This is a genomic window from Myxococcus llanfairpwllgwyngyllgogerychwyrndrobwllllantysiliogogogochensis (genome assembly GCF_006636215.1).
GTDB lineage: Bacteria > Myxococcota > Myxococcia > Myxococcales > Myxococcaceae > Myxococcus > Myxococcus llanfairpwllgwyngyllgogerychwyrndrobwllllantysiliogogogochensis.
In genome coordinates this window covers 34,173-51,462 of the sequence record NZ_VIFM01000040.1, presented here as the reverse complement: position 1 = coordinate 51,462, position 17,290 = coordinate 34,173, and the positions used below count along the sequence as shown (strand labels likewise).

Genomic DNA, 17,290 nt, shown 5'->3' with positions numbered 1-17,290 from the left:
CAGCTCAGGTGTCGCGAAGGGGCGGAAGCCTGGCGCGGGTCCACATCTCGCGAAGTCGTGCGCGGAGCGCCTCGGGTGTTTCGGTCAGCAGCCGCGCGAAGTCCGCGGTCGCATCCCCCAACAGCTCGGGCTCCCGGTCGCGCACGAAGCCCGTGGCGGCCTGGACGAGCCATGAGGCCGACTCCTCCCTCTGCCCGCACTCCAGCTCCAGGAGGCCCAACTGGAGGCGGGTTTCAGTGGAGACGCGCCGTTTGCCAAGCTTCTCCCGGAGGGCGAGCGCCTTGAGGTACCACGTCCGTGCTGCCTCGAACTCCCGCTGCTCCCGGGCGAGCCCCCCGAGCCGGTGGCAGACCATGGCCGCGTGGTCCTCGCTTCCCAGCTTCTCGTCGAGGACGAGCGCCTGGAGGAACCACGTCTGGGCCGCCGCGAAGTCCTTCCGCCTCCGGGCATTCGCCCCGAGCCGGAAGTAGCCGCTCGCCACGTCCCGCTGGTGGCCCCGCTTCTCGTCGATGGCGAGCGCCTTGCGGTACCACGCCTCGGTCTCCTCGAAGTCCTGCCGCTCCCGAGCAACTCTCCCGAGCTTGGTGCATGTTCGAGCCACCGCGTTCTCGTCACCCTGCTTCTCCTGGCTCGCGAGCGCCTTCAGGTACCAGGATTGAGCCGCCTCGAAGTCCTCCCGGTTGAGGGCGACCCTTCCCAGGTCGGAACAGGTGTTGGCCGCGTCGTGCACGTACTCCTGTTTCTCTTCGAGGGCGAGCACCTTGAGGAGCCACGTCTCGGTCGCCGCGAAGTCCTCCCGTTCCTCCGTCACCGTCGCGAGCTGCTCGCAGGTGTGGAGCACCGCGTCCTCGTCGCCTTGCTTCTCCCGGATGGCGAGCAACGGGAGGTACCACGCCTCGGCCGCCGCGAAGTTCCGCCGCGCACGGGCCAGGGTGGCGAGCCGCGAATACAGGCCGGCCATGCCGCGCTCATCGCCCAGGCGTTGGTAGAGGGCGAGTGCCTTGCGATAGCACGTCTGGGCGGCCTCGAAGTTCCTCCGCTTGCTCGCGACGATGCCGAGCTGGGTATAGCTGATGGCCGCGTCGTGCTCGTTGCCCAGTCCCTCCTCGATGGCCACCGACTTGCGGTACCACGCCTCGGCCGCTTCGAAGTTCCGCTGTTCGTGGGCGAGCCTCCCCAGTTGATAGGCGGTGCCCGCGAGGGTGCGCTCCTCGCCCCGCAGCTCATCCAGGGCGAGCGATTTGAGGAACCACGCCTCGGCGACCTCGAGGTCTCTCTGCGCCCAGACCACCCTCCCGAGTTGGTGGCAGTACGCGGCGGTGCTGGCCTCGTCGCCCTTCGCTTCCACGAGGGCGAGCGCTTTGAGGTACCACGTCTCCGCCTCCTCGAAGTCCTTCTGTGCCTCGGCGACCTCCGCGAGCAGTTTGTAGGTGGCGTCGTCGTACGCGTTGCCCTCTTTCTCCTCGAGGGCCAGTGCCTTGCGGAACCAGGTCTCGGCCGTGTCGAGGTCCTTCCTCGACCGCGCCACCTTCCCGAGCTGGTGGTAGGCGTAGACGGTGCCGTACAGCTCGCCCGTCTTCTCGACGATGCCGAGCTGCTTGAGGTACCACGCCTCGGCCGCGTCGAGGTCCTTGCGCTTCCGGGCCAGGTCCCCGAGCAGACCGCAGGTGCTCTCCGCGAGGGACTCGTCGCCCCGCGCTTCCGCGTCGGCGAGGGCCTTGAGGTACCAGACCTCCGCCGCCTCGAAGTCTCGATGGTGGTACTCGGCGGCTCTCCCGAGCGACTGGTAGAGGTTGGCCGTGTCCTGCGCTCCCTTGCAAGAGCGCTCCTTGCGGTGCCACATCTCGGCCGCTTCGAAGTCCCGCCGCTTCTCCGCGAGCCTGGTGAGGGAGCCATAAAGACTGCCCTCTCCGTGCGTATCTCCGCGAGCCACTCTGATGGCGAGCGACTTGAGGTACCACGCCTCGGCCGCCGCGAAATCGGACAGCTTTTCGGCGACGCCTCCGAGCCAGAAGCAGGTCCGGTCCAGGCCGTCCGCGTCGGGTGTCTGCTCCTCGATGGCGAACGCCTTGAGGAGCCAGGTCTCGGCCTCCTTGAAGTCCTGCTTCTGTTTCGAGATATCCGCGAGCAGGTGGTAGAGGCGGTTGTTCGCGTGGCCGTGCTGCTCTTCGAGCGCCAGCGCCTTGAGATACCAGGCCTTGGCTGCGTCGAGGTCACGTTGCTCCAGGGCGGCATCTCCGAACTGGTGGTAGGTCGCCACGGCACGGACTTCGCCGCCTGGCTTTCCCTCGAGGGAGACCTCCTTGCGGAACCACGTCTCGGCTGCCTCGAAGTCACTCCGCTTCTCAGCGAGCCTCCCGAGCTGACGGCAGGTTCTCGCGGTGCCGTACGCGTCGCCCTGCTTTTCCAGGAGGGCGACCGACTTGAGGAACCATTGCTCGGACGCCTCGAAGTTCCGGCGCACCCAGGCAATCTCTCCGAGCTGGTGACAGGTGTTGCCGACGCTGAGTTCGTTGCCGTGCTTTTCTTCGAGGATGAGCGCCTGGAGGAACAACGTCTCGGCCTCCTCGAACCGACAGCGCACGTGGGCGAGCCTCCCGAGCAGATGGAGGGCCACCGCCATCCCCGCCTCGTCGCGTTCGGCGGCCCATTCGAGCAGGTCCTTGGAAAGACGCTCCGCCTCGGCGAGGTCGCCCAGGTTCAGGGCATGGCGGGTGAGCGCGTGGGTCAGCGTCGAGCGCATCGCCGCCAACCCGTGCGCCTTGGCGAGCTCCAAGGCGTGGTGGAAGTTGGCGCCGTGGACGAAGAAGGGGTCGCGTTGCTCGTCGAGCGACCAGGGTTTGAGCTGGCTTGCGACCTGACCCATCCGTTCGACGAACGCCCGCTCCCAGTCCTCCCGGTTCTCGCGGACGTGGGTTCTCAAGTACCGGGTGAGGACGGGCTGGAGCGCATGGACGCCCGGCTTGTGTGGGGACACCAGCCCCGCGATGGTGAGGAGCCCGAAGAGTCGCTCGACCTGTTCGGAGTCACTGGCCCCGGGGACCGACGCCCCCATCCGGACGATGTCCGCGGACTCCGCGAAGCGCTCATGCACGCCGAGCGGCACGAGCAGCGAGCGCAGCTCCTCGGGCAGCCTCGCGGTGAAGAGTCGCAGCGTGGCCACCACCTTCGCGAAGGATGCGTCCCCATCGAGTCCCGGCCCGGCGCTCGCCTCACGCAGGATCTTCAAGAGGACTTCCGCTGCCGGGTCCTCCAGGTGGGGCAGGGCCATCCGCATCATCAACGGGTGGCCCTCCATCGCCTCCATCAGTGCGGCCTCGTCCGGGGTCCTCTGGTCCGGTGTCCCGACGGGGGCGCGAAGAAGGGTGGCTCGAAAGCGCCATCGCTCCTCTTCCGGCAGGCCATCCAGGCGGATTCGGGTGACGAGCGACTCGTCGAGCCACTTCTCTTCATCGTGGCTGAGGATGAGCACCCGGGTCTTGCCGCCCCGCAGTTGCTCCAGGAACCGCTTGAGCCACGCCCGGTCCTCGGCGGGAAGCAACCCTCGGGTGGACTCGAACTGGTCCCACACCACGACGTGTGGCTTGCGCTTCAACTGCCGCGACACGATGACCTTGGCGCCCATCGGTTGCGACAGTGCGTCGTGGTCCTGGAACTCCACCACGAACGGGTTGATGACATGCTCGGCGCTGCGGATGTCGCTGAAGTCGAACCAGAACGCCTTCTCGCGGAGCTTCTCCTTCGTCGACAGCCCGTGCAGGAAGGCGCGGACCAGCGTGGTCTTGCCGATACCCGCGGGTCCGTGAACGAGGATGCCCACCGGGGACGGGCGCATCGCGCGCCACAGCTCGCTGAGTCGGTCTTTTCGGCTGTGCAATGCGAGGAGGCTCTCGCCGACATTCGCCTCGTCGTTTTCAGTCATCAATGGCGGGTATTTCAACCCGATGGCATCTGTATGGGGAGTACAGCGTGTCCCAGAGCGGCATGCGACGCAAGGCCGCGCCACTTCAAGGTCCGTCAACTCCGAGGCTGGATGGGGGCTCGGGAGCGTCGCCCCCAGGCGACGAAGAGCGAGAGGCCGACGAGCAGGAAGTTGAAGGGTGTATTCGCGGCCTCTCCACGTGAGAGGTGGAAGAGGATGGCGGAGACCTGGAGCGCCGCGCAGCCCAGTGCGGCGAGGACTGTCAGGCCCGGCTTGATTCGAGTGAGCGAGGGCAGGACGACGCCAATCCCGCCGAGCAGGTCGAACAGAGCGGTTGCATACAGGAACGCCACCGGAACCTGACCTGCCCACGGAATCATCGCGGCGAGCGCTGGGACTGGCGTCAGGAGCTTCCAGAGGCCGGTGCCGGCGAAGAGGACTCCCAGGAGTGCCTGAACGAGCCACAGACTGGCGGGGAGCGTCTTGGATGGACTCGTGCTGCCGGTGATCGCCGTGGTCATGGAATTCCTCGGGTTCTGCTCTGGTGCTACCAATCGCGCTCCCAGCCTACGACGCGGGGATGGGCATCGCGGTTGAAGAAGACCTGGAGACGTCCCCCCAGAAGGTAGAACGGCAAGGGCTCGTACTCCCATGTAACGGTGGGGCCCGACGAGGGCACACTGATGCTGGAGGGGAGTCCAAGGACTCGCTCGACTTCGGCCTGTGTGCGCCCTTCCAGCGCCGCTTGCCGTGCCCGTTCCACCAGTGCATCCACCCGCGCCGAGTTGATGGGCTCCAGCACTGCTGCCTGCATCCAGGGGTTGACGAGGATGATGAGTCCCACGAGCCCCCACGCGAAGCGCAGCTCGCGCAGCTTTCGGTCGCGCAGCCACGTCAGCAGGATGAGGTAGCCCACCGCGAAGCCGGAAGGGCAGAACCCGAAGAGGAAGATCCCGGTGAGCGGCACATCACGATAGAAGGATGCCAGTGAAGTCATGCGTGTCGCTCGTCTCCGATGAAATTCGTGCCTCCGGCGCTGGCGCCGTGAACCCTAGCAGAGCGCGCTTCCAGTGCCTCTTGTGGGGCGGAGGCGAGAGCCGCTCAGGATGGCGCGAGGCATGCTCCAGGACAAACAGGAACCCGCCCGGGCGTGCGTGTCCGGGCGGGGGCGTCTGATGGCCCTACGGCGACCGGCGAATGCGCCTGACGCCGCCGTGGTTCGAGCACCTGCCCTGGGCCCCGTCGCGGCCGTTGCCGCATACCTGGTAGGAACTGGCCACGTCGCCGTCACAACACCGGACCTCGCACGTGCGCCATCCTGGAACGCACGCACGACCCACAAGGCATGACGACGCGGCTCCACGACTCTCATGGCCTCCTCCACTTCGTTCCGCGTCTGCAGGGTCCTGAATTTCAGACGCAGATAGGAATACGCCCCGGTGTCTGTGAATTAAGCGCCGTCGTACTTGGGGCGGGGTCCGAGTTGGCCAGTGGTCGTTTGCCGTTGATTCCAGATGGAATCATCCCATGCCGCCACGAGAACCCCTCGGTCGAATGCGAGCACCGCGAACGGACGTCCGAGGCCGCGCCGGGCCGCAGGGCCCCCGTGCATTGCAGGGGCCTGTCCGTGCTTCCACCTTCATCCAGGGCGTGCGACGCGAGGCCCCGGGGCGGAGGCGCGGCACATGGCGGGCGCACGGACGTTCGGACACGGGCTCGAAAGGCTGCCTGCCCCGAGGCTCGTGGCGGCCCACGACTTCCACCGGAGCCGCTGGTGGTTGCGCCAGTCACTCTGGTGGATGCCCATCGTGGGCGCGCTGCTGGGCGGCCTCATGGGCGTGGTGCTGGTGCGGCCTCCTTCGGGGCTCTCGCCCGTTTTGCGGGGCGTGGCGTGGGATGCCTCTGTGGTCGAAGCCCGGACCATGCTCTCCACGGTGCTGGGCATCGTCCTGACCTCGCTGAGTGTCGTGCTGTCGCTGTCCATGATCGTGGTCCAGAACGCCGCCGCGCAGTACTCGCCACGCTTGCTGCGCATGTACCTGCGGGGCCCGGGCATCCGCTTCATCATTCCCATCTTCATCTCCACGAGCATCTTCTGCCTCGTGGCGACGGAGATGCTTGGGTTCACGCCCACCGATGGACGGTATCCGCGGCCCGCGCTCGGCATGGCCATGGTGCTGCTCATCCTCTGTGAGGCGGCGCTGGTGTTCCATGTCCTCAACACCTTCCAGTTGATGCGCGTGGAGAACATCGTCCGGCAGATCCGCCAGGATGCGTTGGACGGCGCCCGCGCGCTGGCGCGGCGCCGGAGGCACGACGTGGCGCCGCCCCAGCCGGCGCGGACGTCCTCTCAAGACACCGTCGTGTTCCGGGCTCACGGACAAGGCTTTGTCGTGGACGTGGACGGGGCCTCGCTCTTGTCGTGGGCCGAGGCGCGGGGACTCGAGGTGCATGTGGACGTGGCCATCGGCGAGCCCGTGACGCGGGGCGCGGTGCTGGGGCGGGTGGCGCCAGGACGGCCCGAGGTCTTCCCTCATCTGGAGAAGGCCATCCTGCTGGGCCGCTGGCGCGAGCAGGGCTCGGACGTGGCCCTGTGCATGCGGCAGCTCGTGGACATGGCCGTCAAGGCGCTCTCCCCCGCCGTCAACGACCCCTATACGGCCCTGGAGGTCGTGGACCAGCTCACCTTCCTGCTGTGCGCGCTGGAGCCGATGCGACTGGGGCCGCGCGTGCTCGCGGATTCCTCGGGGCGCCCACGGGTGTTCCTCCGCGCCGCCACGTTCCGCGACTACCTGTCGCTCGCCACCCGGCAGATCCTCCGCTACGGCGCTGGCGAGCCCATGGTGGTGCTCCGCCTGCAGCGGCTGGCGGGAGAGGTCGGCCAGCGCGCCACGACGGAGGAGACGCGGCAGGCGGTGCGGGACGCCCTGCACCTCATCCAGGCCGAGGCGGAGCGCGCCCAGGTGGGCATGCCGGACCTCCCGGAAGTCCGACGCCATGGTGTGGCGATGGAGCGCTTGATGGAAGGGGGCGGCATGCCTCCGGTTCCGATGCTCGCCTTCTAGTCCCTCGGGTGGATGGCGGACGGCTCAGGGCCGTACGTCTTGCTCGAGTCGACGCAGGGCGCTGGCCAGGTCCGCGCCCAGGGCGAGCACCTGGGCCCGTGTGTCCGGGAGGTCCTGGCCCGTGCGGGAACCGGAGACGTCGAGGGAGAGGCGCGCGCTGGCGGACTGGGAGCCGCACCGCACCTCGAGCTGTCCCTGGAGTCCGAGCTGGAGGGCGCCATTCACGGGCCGGGAGCCGCTGCCTCCGTTGAACCTCACCGTGGACGTGCAGCCGCTTTCAGGAGGAAGCGGGCAGGAGCCCTCGTTGATGTTGAAGGTGGTCTCACTCGTCATCGTCGCGAGGATGCCGGTGCCACAGTTCATGTCGTTGAGATGGACATGCACCCTGCTGCGGACGCTGTGGGTGGCGTCGATTCGGACGACATCCCGGATGGGGGTGAAGTCCGTGCGACCATTCAGCTCGGTGCCCAGGGTCCCCGTGACGTCATAAGTGCCCGTGACGTTGGGACGATGGTCGGGCTGGTTGTCGTCCGGAGGTTCCACGTACCCCGGCTCCTCCGGGGACTTGGAATCACTCTCACCACACGCACTGAGTGCCAGCAGGGCAACAGCCATCAAGAGGCGCGAACGCAGCATCTGGGCTCCCTTTCAAGGGGACGAAACGCGAGACATCACTGCCGACCTTGCTGCCCCGCGTTCAGGGAACCCCGGAGGTCCATTTTCCGCGCAACGAAAGTTGCCGTTTTCGCCCATGCCTGGCCACCCGTTCGTTCCGTGCTGACGTCGCGGGGGGCCGACTGTTAGAGCGCTGATGCATGCGAATCGCCATCTCCGGGACTCATCGCGCGGGGAAGTCCACCCTTATCGAGGAGTTGTCCGACCTCCTCCCCACCTACGTGACGGTGGATGAGCCGTACCACCAGATGGAGGAGGAGGGGTACGCGTTCGCGGAGACCCCGTCGGTCGAGGATTTCGAAGCGCAGCTCGCGCGCTCCATCGACAACCTGGAGGAGGGCACCCGCGACGTGTTGTTCGACCGATGTCCGGTGGACTTCATCGGATACCTGTTGGCCCACGAGGACAGCGACGCGTTCGACCTCGATGCGTGGCTCCCGCGCGTACGCGGCGCGCTCCAGAAGTTGGATTTGATCGTCCTCGTCGGCATCGAGCGCCCGGACCGGGTCTCGCTCTCCGCCTCGGACGACAAGGCGCTGCGTCTGGCTGTCGACGAGAAGTTGAAGGACCTCCTCCTCGAGGATGCTCACGGCTTCGAAGTGGAGGTGCTCGAGGTCGAAGGTTCTCCGAGAGCGCGTGCGAAACAGGTGCTCGCGCACCTCTCTGAAGCAGATTGATAATGAGACGCTCCTGTTGACTGACGCATGTGACCTGCCGTTAAAGTATCGCTCGCAGGGGCCGAAGAGAGCGCTGACGTGGTCAAGGTGGAGTGGTTGCGATGCGTCGTGAAGGCGGCCCTGCTGAGGGGCGGCCCTGCCCGTGCTGACTCCGATGTGCCTGGCTGGGGAACAACGACGTCCGGGCGTGCCCCGTCAGACGTGTTGAGTCCCCCCAAGAACCTCCTCGTGGCGGGTGGCCCAGGAGTCTGTCCTTGACCCACGGACTTCCTCGGAACTCCCCGGAGTAGTTCGCATCCCCTGGGCAGCCCCTGACGCGAGAGCTCGTCGGCTCGCTCCGGGTCCGTCGCTGTTTCACGCATTTCTCCTCCTTCGCCAGAACTCCATGCTCTTGCCTCAATCACAAGCGCGGCTCGCGCTCATTCTCTTGTTTTGTCTGGGCCTCCTGCCACTCGAAGAAGCCCATGCCGCCTGTATCGACGGGGAGACGGTTTCCTGTTCGTCCGGCGCGTGTCAGGGAACCCGAATCTGTGAAGGAACCGCCTACGGGCCCTGCACCTATTCACTGGAGTCCACCACCTCGTGCTCTGTCTGCGGGCGCAACGGAAAGCTCCAATGTAGTGCCACGGGAAGCACCATTCCCGGCTCCTGCACCGCGTTGCGGGACGAGCTCTGCAACAGCTGTGACGACGACGGCGATGGCGCCGTGGACGAGGGCCTGTCGGGGCTGTCGTGCACCATGGCCAATGGCTGTGGTGGCGTCAGCGTGTGCGCGTCGGGGGCGAGCACCTGTGCCTGGACCGCGGGCAGCACGAAAGCCTGTGACTGGTGCGGGCCGAGCGGCCGCTCCGTCTGTGGGCAGGACGGCTCCGTTGGACCGTGTCAGCCCGTGTCTCCCTCTCGCGAGGTCGAGTGCAACCGCTGTGACGACAACAAGGACGGCATCCCCGACGGGGCCACGGGCAACGCGGAGTCCTGCAACGGGCAGGACGACGACTGTGACGGTGCCATCGATGAGGGGAGCAGCGGCATCGAGGGGGATGTGTGCCAGGTGGATGTCGCGCAGGCCTGCTGCGAGCCCACGACCTGTCAGGCCCAGGGCAAGAACTGCGGAGCCCTCGCGGATGGCTGTGGTGGGACGCTGAACTGCGGCACCTGCCCGAGCGGCCAGTCCTGTGGCGCTGGAGGGGTGGCCAACGTCTGCGCGTGTACCCCCATTCCGCAGGCTACCGCGTGCAACGGCAAGTGCGGCCTGGTGCCCAACGGGTGTAACGGCTCGTGGAATTGCGGCGGCTGCGCTGGCACGCAAACGTGTGGAGGAGGTGGCACGCCGAACGTCTGCGGCTGCACCGCGCTCCCTCAGTCCACCGTCTGTGCCGGAAAGAACTGCGGCACGGTGTCCGACGGCTGCGCTGGCTCCTACTCCTGTGGCGGCTCCTGCTCGGGCGCCAACACCTGTGGCGGTGGCGGTACGCCCAACGTCTGCGGTTGCGCTGTCTACGAGGACGCCTGCGACGGCAGGGAGTGCGGAACCGCGAGCAATGGCTGCGGTGGGACGGTGAACTGCGGCAGTTGCTCGGGAGGTGCCTACTGCCGAGCGGGTGTCTGCACGGGCGGCTCCGAACCCATGAAATCAGAGCAGCGGCGATGAGGCGCACTTCGGACGTCGTCTCTCGGGACCTCCAGGACATCGACATGACATCAGAGCCACTTCAGAAGAAGGATGGTCGGGCGAAGCGCGCCCTTTCGCTGTGCATGCTGGGCCTCTATGGCGCGAGCCTTCTCGGGTCGTGTGGCCCCGTTCCCGGCAGCGGCGAGGGACTGACCGAGGCCGAGGTCTCGGAGAACCGCCTGAGCGGGGATGAGCGGCTGCTGCCGCCCGTGGGAACGGTGGTGGACACCAATGCCCTGGCCGGGCTCGCCGCGGGTGCCACCGAGGGAGCGTTCTCTGTCACCCCGGATGGCGCGGCGACCTACCGTCTGCCCTTGTGGGTGCCTCCGGGCCGCGCGGGGATGCAGCCGGAGCTCGCGCTCAGCTACCACAGCCGCTCCGGGATGGGGCTGGCTGGGATGGGCTTCACGCTGACAGGGACGCTCTCCCGTATCACCCGTTGTCGCAAGACGCTGGCGCAGGACAGCGCGGTGGCGCAGGTGCGCTTCGACGCGACGGATGCGCTGTGTCTGGACGGCGCCCGGCTCATCCATCTCAACCCCGAGACGACGCAGTACGGCGCCCACGGGAGCGTGTACCGCACCGAGGTCGACACCTTCGCCCGGGTGATGCTCTCCACCAGCACCCAGAATGGTCCGCCGGATTCCTTCGAGGTGCGTCAGAAGGACGGGCGCATCTTCACCTATGGCGCCGTGCTGGCGGGGATGCGCGTCCTCCCCACCCAGGCGCTGCCCACGGGTGTGAGCACGGCGAACGTCCAGGCGGTGCGCTACGCCTGGGCCTTGTCCGAGGTGAAGGACAGGCAGGGCAACTACCTGCGGCTCGGCTACGACCTTCTGGGCGACCAGGAGACGGGCTACGAGCAGCGGTTGAAGAACATCGAGTACACGGGCTCCTACACGGACGCGACCGTGGCCGCGCGTCTGCGACGCGTGGAGTTCCACTATGAGCCGGGGGACCTGGATGAGTCCTACGTAGCGGGCCTCAAGATGCGCTCGGCCTCGCGCCTGGACCACATCGACATGTTCGCGCCGGACGTGCCTGTCTCCCAGTGGGAGTCGGGTCCGAGCACCCTCTGGCGCAGGTACGCGCTCGAGTACCGGAACGACAGTGTCTCCGGTCGGAGCCTGCTCAAGTCCGTGCAGGAGTGTGACGGCCGGAACGCGTGCAAGGAGAAGACGACGTTCGACTGGGAGCTGGGCTCCGAGCAGTTCCTCACCCTCAACACGGGCATCGCGGACGTCGCGGCCAACAGCGACGTCCCCGACACGTCCAGCACCCTCCATTACAAGGCCCGCGACTTCTGGAACCTGCACGTCGCGGACGTCAACGGAGACGGTAAGGACGACCTGCTCTACCGCTTCATGCGGTTCTCCTCCACCGCGGGCTACTCCCCGGCGGAGTGGCGTCTGCGGTTGAGCAACGGCTCGGGGTTCGGCGGCTATACCACCGTCAGTCTGCCTGCCTCGCAGGTCGGTGACTCGCAGGATGACCTGTCGGCCGTCGACATGGACATGGACGGAAAGACGGACATCGTCGCCCTCAACCGGACCGACTGCGACAACAACATCAGCGGCCACTTCCAGGTCTACCGCTACAACGGCTCCAACTTCACTCCCGCCGTTCTGGACGGCCATGAGACGTATGCGGTGTGCGGCACGTCGACCGCGACGGTGAAGCCCCCGGGCCTCCAGGTGGCCGACCTCAGTGGCGACGGCCTGCCGGACCTGCTCCGCTCGTGGCGCCCCAGCAACGCGGGCACGAGCGTCCCCACGGAGTGGGCCTGGCGGCTCAACCAACTGGGCACCACCGGCACCCTGGGCTTCCCTGGCTATACCGCCATTGGCGCGCGCTCCGGCGTGGACCATTCCGGCTTCGTGGCGGACGTGGACGGCGACGGCGCCGCCGAGGTGCTGCTGCGCAAGCCGAACACCCTGCCCACCACCCAGTCACGCAGCCCGGATGGGTTCGCCGGGTACTACACCGCGGTGGGCATCAACCCGGATGGCAGCCGTCGCGAGACGGAGACGACGCTGACGGCCCTGCCATGGGACTACGAGTTCAGCGGGCCCTTCCACTACCGCGACATGTGGATGGTGGACGTGACCGGCGATGGGCTGCCGGATGCACTCACGCTTCACAAGGAACGTCAGCCGCATGACGGCGTCCCGCGCGAACTCCGCCTGGCCATCAACAACGGCAGTGGCTTCCTGCCTCCGCAGACGCTCTCCATTCCCGCGGGGGCCATGCCTGGCCCCTCGCAGGGGGGACCGGTGGGGCGCTTCATCGACAGCGGCGTGCGCCTCCTCGACTACAACATGGATGGGCGGCAGGACCTGCTGCTGGCGGACAACTACAATGACCGGGGCACCATCCGGACGAACCTCACCGTGCTGTTGTCGACGGGGACTGGCTTCACCTCGAAGGTGCTGACCGGCCTGCCGGTGGGGCTGTCCACGGGGCTGGGCTTCACCTCGCCCCTGGGCTCCACCACGGAGCTGGAAGGGGCCGGCTGGGGGCAGAAGCTCACGCGGGTGGGCGACATCAACGGTGACGGCCTGCAGGACATCATCCAGGTCGTCGGGAACGTCTTCACGAGCCAGCTCGTGGTGCACCTGCGCCAGGGCCTCAAGCCGGACCTGCTCCGCCGGGTCACGGATGGCAATGGCAAGTGGGCCTCCTTCGAGCACCGCGCGCTGGGGAACTCTCCGGGCCACTTCACGGCGGGCGGGTGTACCTATCCCCAGTACTGCGGGGTGCGGGGCATGTGGGCCGTCAATGCGTACATGACGGACAACGGGCTCGACGGCCCGGATGCCTTCTTCCACTGGTCCATCCTCGCCTACGAGGGGGCTCGCACGGACCTCCGCGGCCGTGGCTGGCTGGGGTTCTCCCGCCGCACCGTCACCGACCAGATAACGAGCAAGGTGACGACGACGGTCTATGACAACACCACGCGCACCGGCTCGCTGTATCTGCACGCGTTCCTCCCCAAGCAGGAAGAGGTCGCCACGCCCCTGACGGGACGCACCCATACCGTCACCAGCACCTTCACCCGCGAGCCGCGCATCGCTCCGGAAGGGCGCACCCGGTTCCTCTGTCCCTCGGTGACGACCCTCTCCGAGAAGGACGGAATCTTCGGCACCGTGTCGTGGAAGCTCCAGTCCCAGGACTGCGACGGCTACGGCAACGCCACGCGGCTCTTCACCGTCGTGCGCACGGATGAGAACGCCGTCGAGGGCACCTGGACGGAGCGCGTCCTGGAGGTGGAGAACCATCCATCCACCTGGGTGCTGGGCCTCACCCGGCGGGAGACGGACACGTCCTACACTCCAGCCTCGACCCGCCATCCCGGCGGACAGCAAGCCACCCGCGCCACGACGTACCAGTACTGCCCCGGAGCTTCCTGCCCGGAGTCCAACGCCCTGTGGCGCGTCACCCAGGAGCCAGAGGGCACCGCGGACACGAAGCTCTTCACCACGTACTCACGCGACCTCACCGGCCAGGTGACGTCCATCGAGACGTCGGACACGCAAGGGGTGCTGCCGCGTCTGGAGCAGATCTCCTACGAGGGCCTCGAGAAGATCTTCCCCACGGTCATCATCAACGCCGCCGGGCACCGCACCGACGTCGCTCATCACCCGGGGTTGGGAGTGGTGGCGCTCACCGAGGACCCCAACGGGGTGCGGGTGCGCAACGCGTATGACGGCTTTGGCCGCCTTCGGATGGAGACGGCTCCCTACCGGGAGGGAGGAGCTTCTGGGGGTGCCACGGTTTGGATGGAGTACCACCGTGAGGCGCCGGGAACCCGCATCACGGTCCAGCGGGACGGCAGTCCCTCCCTGACTCACAGGCTGGACCGCTGGGACCGGGAGATCTACACCCTTGTCCAAGCCGCCGACGGCTCCTGGAGTCGCGCGACGATGGCCTATGACTTCTTCGGGCGCACCTTGCGCATCACGCAGCCTCGGTACGACCGCGAAGCCGAGAAGGCCACGACCTTCACCTACGACAACCTGGGGCGGAAGCTGAAGCAGACGAACCCGGACGGCACCTTCCGGGAGTGGGTCCACGAGTGGCGCACCACGACTGTCTATGACGAGAAGCGGAACAAGACCTACGTCAACCGCAACCCGCTGGGGCAGGTGGTGCATGTGAGCGAGCTGCGGGAGCCGTCCGCTCCCTGGCTGGTGACCGAGTACCTCCACGGGCCGTTCGGCGTGCTGGACTCGACGAAGGACCCGAGCGGCGCCGTCACGGTGATGGAGTACGACGTGCGGGGGCGTCGCACGAAGCTGCTGGAGCCCAAGCTGGGCGCGCTCATCACCCTCTACGACGCCTACAGCGATGTCCGTGAGGAGACGGACGCGGCGGGCGTCCTGACGCGCTATGCCCACGACACCCTGGGGCGCGAGGTGTTCATCCGGAACCCGGATGGCCAGACGCACCTGTTCTGGGACACCGCTCCCCAGGGCAAGGGGGTATTGGCCAAGGCGGAGAACGACCGGAACACCGTGGCGACCGCGGATGACGTCGTCACGACCTATTCCTACGACACGCTGGGGCGCTTCACGCAGGAGTCGTTGTCGCTCAATGGCGCGACGTACCCCGTCGACCAGAGCTACGACGGGTACGGGCGTCTGGACAAGACCTGGTATCCGACGGGCCCCGGTGGCACCCGCCTGGGCGTCCAGCAGACGTATACGGCCACGGGTTACCCCGAGGCCGTGCGAGACGCGGCCACCAGCGCCGAGTACTGGCGCGTGAAGGACCGGGATGCCGCTGGCCGCCTGCTCGTCGAGGCGCGGGGAGGCAATGTCCTCACCAGCTGGAACCGCTACGACGGCCAGGGGCGCCTGCGCTTCATCGAATCCCGAAAGGCGGCCGGACAGCTCGTCCAGTCGCTGGCGTACAGCTACAACGCGGATGACAGCCTGCGCAGCCGTCACGACAACCTGAACCAGGTGACGGAGTCGTTCCAGTACGACGGCGTGGACCGCCTGACGCGTTGGACGGTGCAGGCGGGCTGCGACAACACCGTCACCAACTACGGCTACGACGACCTGGGCAACCTCAACGCCAGGCGGGTGGTCCGCAATGGCACACAGACCGAGCAGCTCTACTTCCAGTACGGGGCCCTCACCGCGTCACGGCACGCCATCACCGGCGTGAGCACGGACCCTGCCTTCGGCACACTGGCTGAGACGTTCAGCTACGACACCGGGGGGAACCAGACCCAGGCGAACGAGCCCGCGACGGGGCGCTTCCGCAACATCACCTATACCGCCTTCAACCTGCCCTCGACGCTGGTGACGCAGCAGGGGACGCTGACGTTCACCTACGACGCGCTCCAGCGCCGCACGCTCAAGCAGCACAGCAACGGGGACTCCACCCTCTATGTGGCGGGAGGCCTCTACGAGAAGCGCAAGAAGGCGGGCGTCGAGTCGCACGTCTTCCAGGTGATGGCCAGTGGGAAGGCGGTGGCGCAGGTGACGCTGGCCGCGAGCGGCGGCGCCACGCCTGTCACCACGTACCTGCTGCACGACCACCTGGGCTCGGTGGAGACGGTGACGAACGACGCAGGCAACGTGCTGGAGCAGCGCAAGTACCAACCCTTCGGGGCGCAGGGCCGGGCGGACGACCCGACGCTGGCGCCGGCCTCCACCGCCAGCGACGTGCGTCTGGGCTTCACCAGCCACGAGTGGGACGACGAGGCGGGGCTGGTCAACATGAAGGGGCGGCTCTACGACCCGAGGGTGGGGCGCTTCCTGACGCCCGACCCGGTGGTCAAGGCGCCCTATTCCAGCCAGGCGTTCAACCGCTACAGCTACGGCTTCAACAACCCCCTGCGCTACGTCGACCTCAGCGGGTTCACGCCCACCGAGTCCTCGAGTGTCGTGGGCACCTGGCACACGGCGGACGGCGAACTGATGGAGATCTGCGGCTCGGCGAACCCCGGTGACTGCGGCGCTCCCAGCGTGGGAACGGGGACTGGTGACGGAGTCGGACAGGGTGACAGCACTCCTTCGGCCGTCGCGGGTGGGGCCGACCAGAACGGCAGCATGGAGACGGGCTACGTCGAGTCCTCGTGCAAGTACTGCGTGGGAGATGGTCGCGGCCTGTTCGCGATGAACGACCAGCAGATGGATTCGCTCCAGGGATGGCTGCGGGAGACCAAATGGTCCTACGTCCCCTTCGTGGGGCTCGGCACCACGTCGCTCAACCTGATGCTGTCGTTGATGCGAGGTGACAACGATGAGCTGGCCAGTGATGTGACACAGGTGGTCATCTCACTTGCCTCCGCGAAGGTGGTGGGGTTCGCGTTCAAGACCGCGGCACCCATCGTCACCTCGGCGACCCGCAGTTTGATCAACAGGGCGGGGCTCGCCCTCGCCCCCAGATTCCCGCTCGGCGGCTGCTTCGTCGCGGGAACTCCCGTGCTCACCGCGGAGGGACTGAGGCCCATCGAGGAAGTCCTGGCGGGAGACTGGGTGTGGGCCTGGAACGAGAAGACGAAGGAGCCGGGCTGGCACCGGGTGACGAGGACCTTCATCAAGCCGGAGAGGGTGGTGCTCCGCGTCGTCCTCGAAGCGCCTGATGGCACTCGTGAAGAGCTCGGAGTGACGGCGGAGCATCCGTTCGGCGTCGCCGGCCAGGGCTGGACAGAGGCTCAGGACCTCCGCGCCGGGGATGAGGTCGAAAGCGCCACGGGACAGCTCCTGCGCGTCCTCTCCGTCGCGACGTCCGCCGAGCAGCAGGTGGTCTTCAACTTCGAGGTGGAGTTCGCCCACACGTACTTCGTCGGGGAGTTCTCCTCGTGGGTCCACAACAACTCGGTGAGCGGGCTGGCCGTGAAGGAAGCCGTGTCCTTCACCTACGGCGAGCTGCGCAAGGCAGGCCTGCACCTCACCGACCGGATGTCCGGAAACCAGTTCGTGAAGCTGGTCAAAGACATCCAGAAGGACGGCATCAAGGACAAGCTCATCAACTTCGTCAAAATCGCGAACGAGAACTACGTCGTGCTCGGAAACAACAGGTTGCAAGCCGCGCGAAAGCTGGGCCTCGCCGATGAGTTGATCTTCAAGGAGGTGCAGCTGCCGTTCCGAGGGTTCAAGACGGAGGATGATGTCATCGAGGCCGCCGCCGATTTCCTGAGCGGAGGCTGAGACAGCAGGACTCCGTGAGGGTGGTGCCCCGGGTGGAGCGGGTGCCACCGCACAGGCCCTGCCGGCGGCGGAATGCCGGCAGGGCCTGCGTCCCTTCAAGTCTGGCGGAGCGT

At 67.2% G+C, this 17,290-nt stretch carries 8 protein-coding genes; 4 read left to right on the top strand and 4 right to left on the bottom strand.

Annotated features, from left to right (window positions below):
• Positions 1 to 4: 4 nt before the first annotated feature.
• The 3 genes from FJV41_RS12830 to FJV41_RS12820 all read right to left on the bottom strand — a co-directional run bounded on the left by FJV41_RS12830 (position 5) and on the right by FJV41_RS12820 (position 4,919).
• On the bottom strand, positions 5 to 3,922 hold the full coding sequence (locus FJV41_RS12830; RefSeq protein WP_141642747.1) for a tetratricopeptide repeat protein: 3,918 nt from the start codon (positions 3,920 to 3,922) through the stop codon (positions 5 to 7).
• A 95-nt stretch (positions 3,923 to 4,017) separates the two neighbouring features.
• On the bottom strand, positions 4,018 to 4,443 hold the full coding sequence (locus FJV41_RS12825) for a DoxX family protein (protein ID WP_141642746.1): 426 nt from the start codon (positions 4,441 to 4,443) through the stop codon (positions 4,018 to 4,020).
• 26 nt (positions 4,444 to 4,469) lie between these two features.
• Entirely contained in the window at positions 4,470 to 4,919 is a 450-nt protein-coding gene (locus FJV41_RS12820) for a hypothetical protein (RefSeq protein ID WP_141642745.1), read from the bottom strand.
• 688 nt (positions 4,920 to 5,607) lie between these two features.
• Between FJV41_RS12820 and FJV41_RS12815 the strand changes: the two genes are divergently transcribed.
• Positions 5,608 to 6,987 carry a DUF2254 domain-containing protein gene (locus FJV41_RS12815; RefSeq protein ID WP_141642744.1) on the top strand — a complete coding sequence of 460 codons (1,380 nt, stop codon included), beginning with the start codon at positions 5,608 to 5,610 and terminating at the stop codon, positions 6,985 to 6,987.
• Between the two features lie 24 nt (positions 6,988 to 7,011).
• Here FJV41_RS12815 and FJV41_RS12810 read toward each other — a convergent pair whose 3' ends face one another.
• Positions 7,012 to 7,623, bottom strand: coding sequence for a hypothetical protein (locus FJV41_RS12810; RefSeq protein ID WP_141642743.1), 612 nt, complete (start codon positions 7,621 to 7,623; stop codon positions 7,012 to 7,014).
• Positions 7,624 to 7,802: 179 nt separating this feature from the next.
• Between FJV41_RS12810 and FJV41_RS12805 the strand changes: the two genes are divergently transcribed.
• The 3 genes from FJV41_RS12805 to FJV41_RS12795 all read left to right on the top strand — a co-directional run bounded on the left by FJV41_RS12805 (position 7,803) and on the right by FJV41_RS12795 (position 17,177).
• Positions 7,803 to 8,339, top strand: a complete 537-nt coding sequence (locus FJV41_RS12805; RefSeq protein ID WP_141642742.1) for an AAA family ATPase — start codon at positions 7,803 to 7,805, stop codon at positions 8,337 to 8,339.
• Between the two features lie 658 nt (positions 8,340 to 8,997).
• Positions 8,998 to 9,990 (top strand): hypothetical protein, encoded by a 993-nt coding sequence (locus tag FJV41_RS12800; protein WP_141642741.1) that lies wholly within the window; start codon positions 8,998 to 9,000, stop codon positions 9,988 to 9,990.
• Between the two features lie 44 nt (positions 9,991 to 10,034).
• On the top strand, positions 10,035 to 17,177 hold the full coding sequence (locus FJV41_RS12795; protein WP_181790593.1) for an FG-GAP-like repeat-containing protein: 7,143 nt from the start codon (positions 10,035 to 10,037) through the stop codon (positions 17,175 to 17,177).
• Positions 17,178 to 17,290: the final 113 nt, after the last annotated feature.

What these genes read in the sequence shown, in the direction of transcription:
- FJV41_RS12825 (WP_141642746.1), bottom strand. Translation starts at nt 4,443, where the DNA reads ATGACCACGGCGATCACCGGCAGCACGAGTCCATCCAAGACGCTCCCC.
- FJV41_RS12805 (WP_141642742.1), top strand. Translation starts at nt 7,803, where the DNA reads ATGCGAATCGCCATCTCCGGGACTCATCGCGCGGGGAAGTCCACCCTT.
- FJV41_RS12830 (WP_141642747.1), bottom strand. Translation starts at nt 3,922, where the DNA reads ATGACTGAAAACGACGAGGCGAATGTCGGCGAGAGCCTCCTCGCATTG.
- FJV41_RS12810 (WP_141642743.1), bottom strand. Translation starts at nt 7,623, where the DNA reads ATGCTGCGTTCGCGCCTCTTGATGGCTGTTGCCCTGCTGGCACTCAGT.
- FJV41_RS12820 (WP_141642745.1), bottom strand. Translation starts at nt 4,919, where the DNA reads ATGACTTCACTGGCATCCTTCTATCGTGATGTGCCGCTCACCGGGATC.
- FJV41_RS12815 (WP_141642744.1), top strand. Translation starts at nt 5,608, where the DNA reads ATGGCGGGCGCACGGACGTTCGGACACGGGCTCGAAAGGCTGCCTGCC.
- FJV41_RS12795 (WP_181790593.1), top strand. Translation starts at nt 10,035, where the DNA reads ATGACATCAGAGCCACTTCAGAAGAAGGATGGTCGGGCGAAGCGCGCC.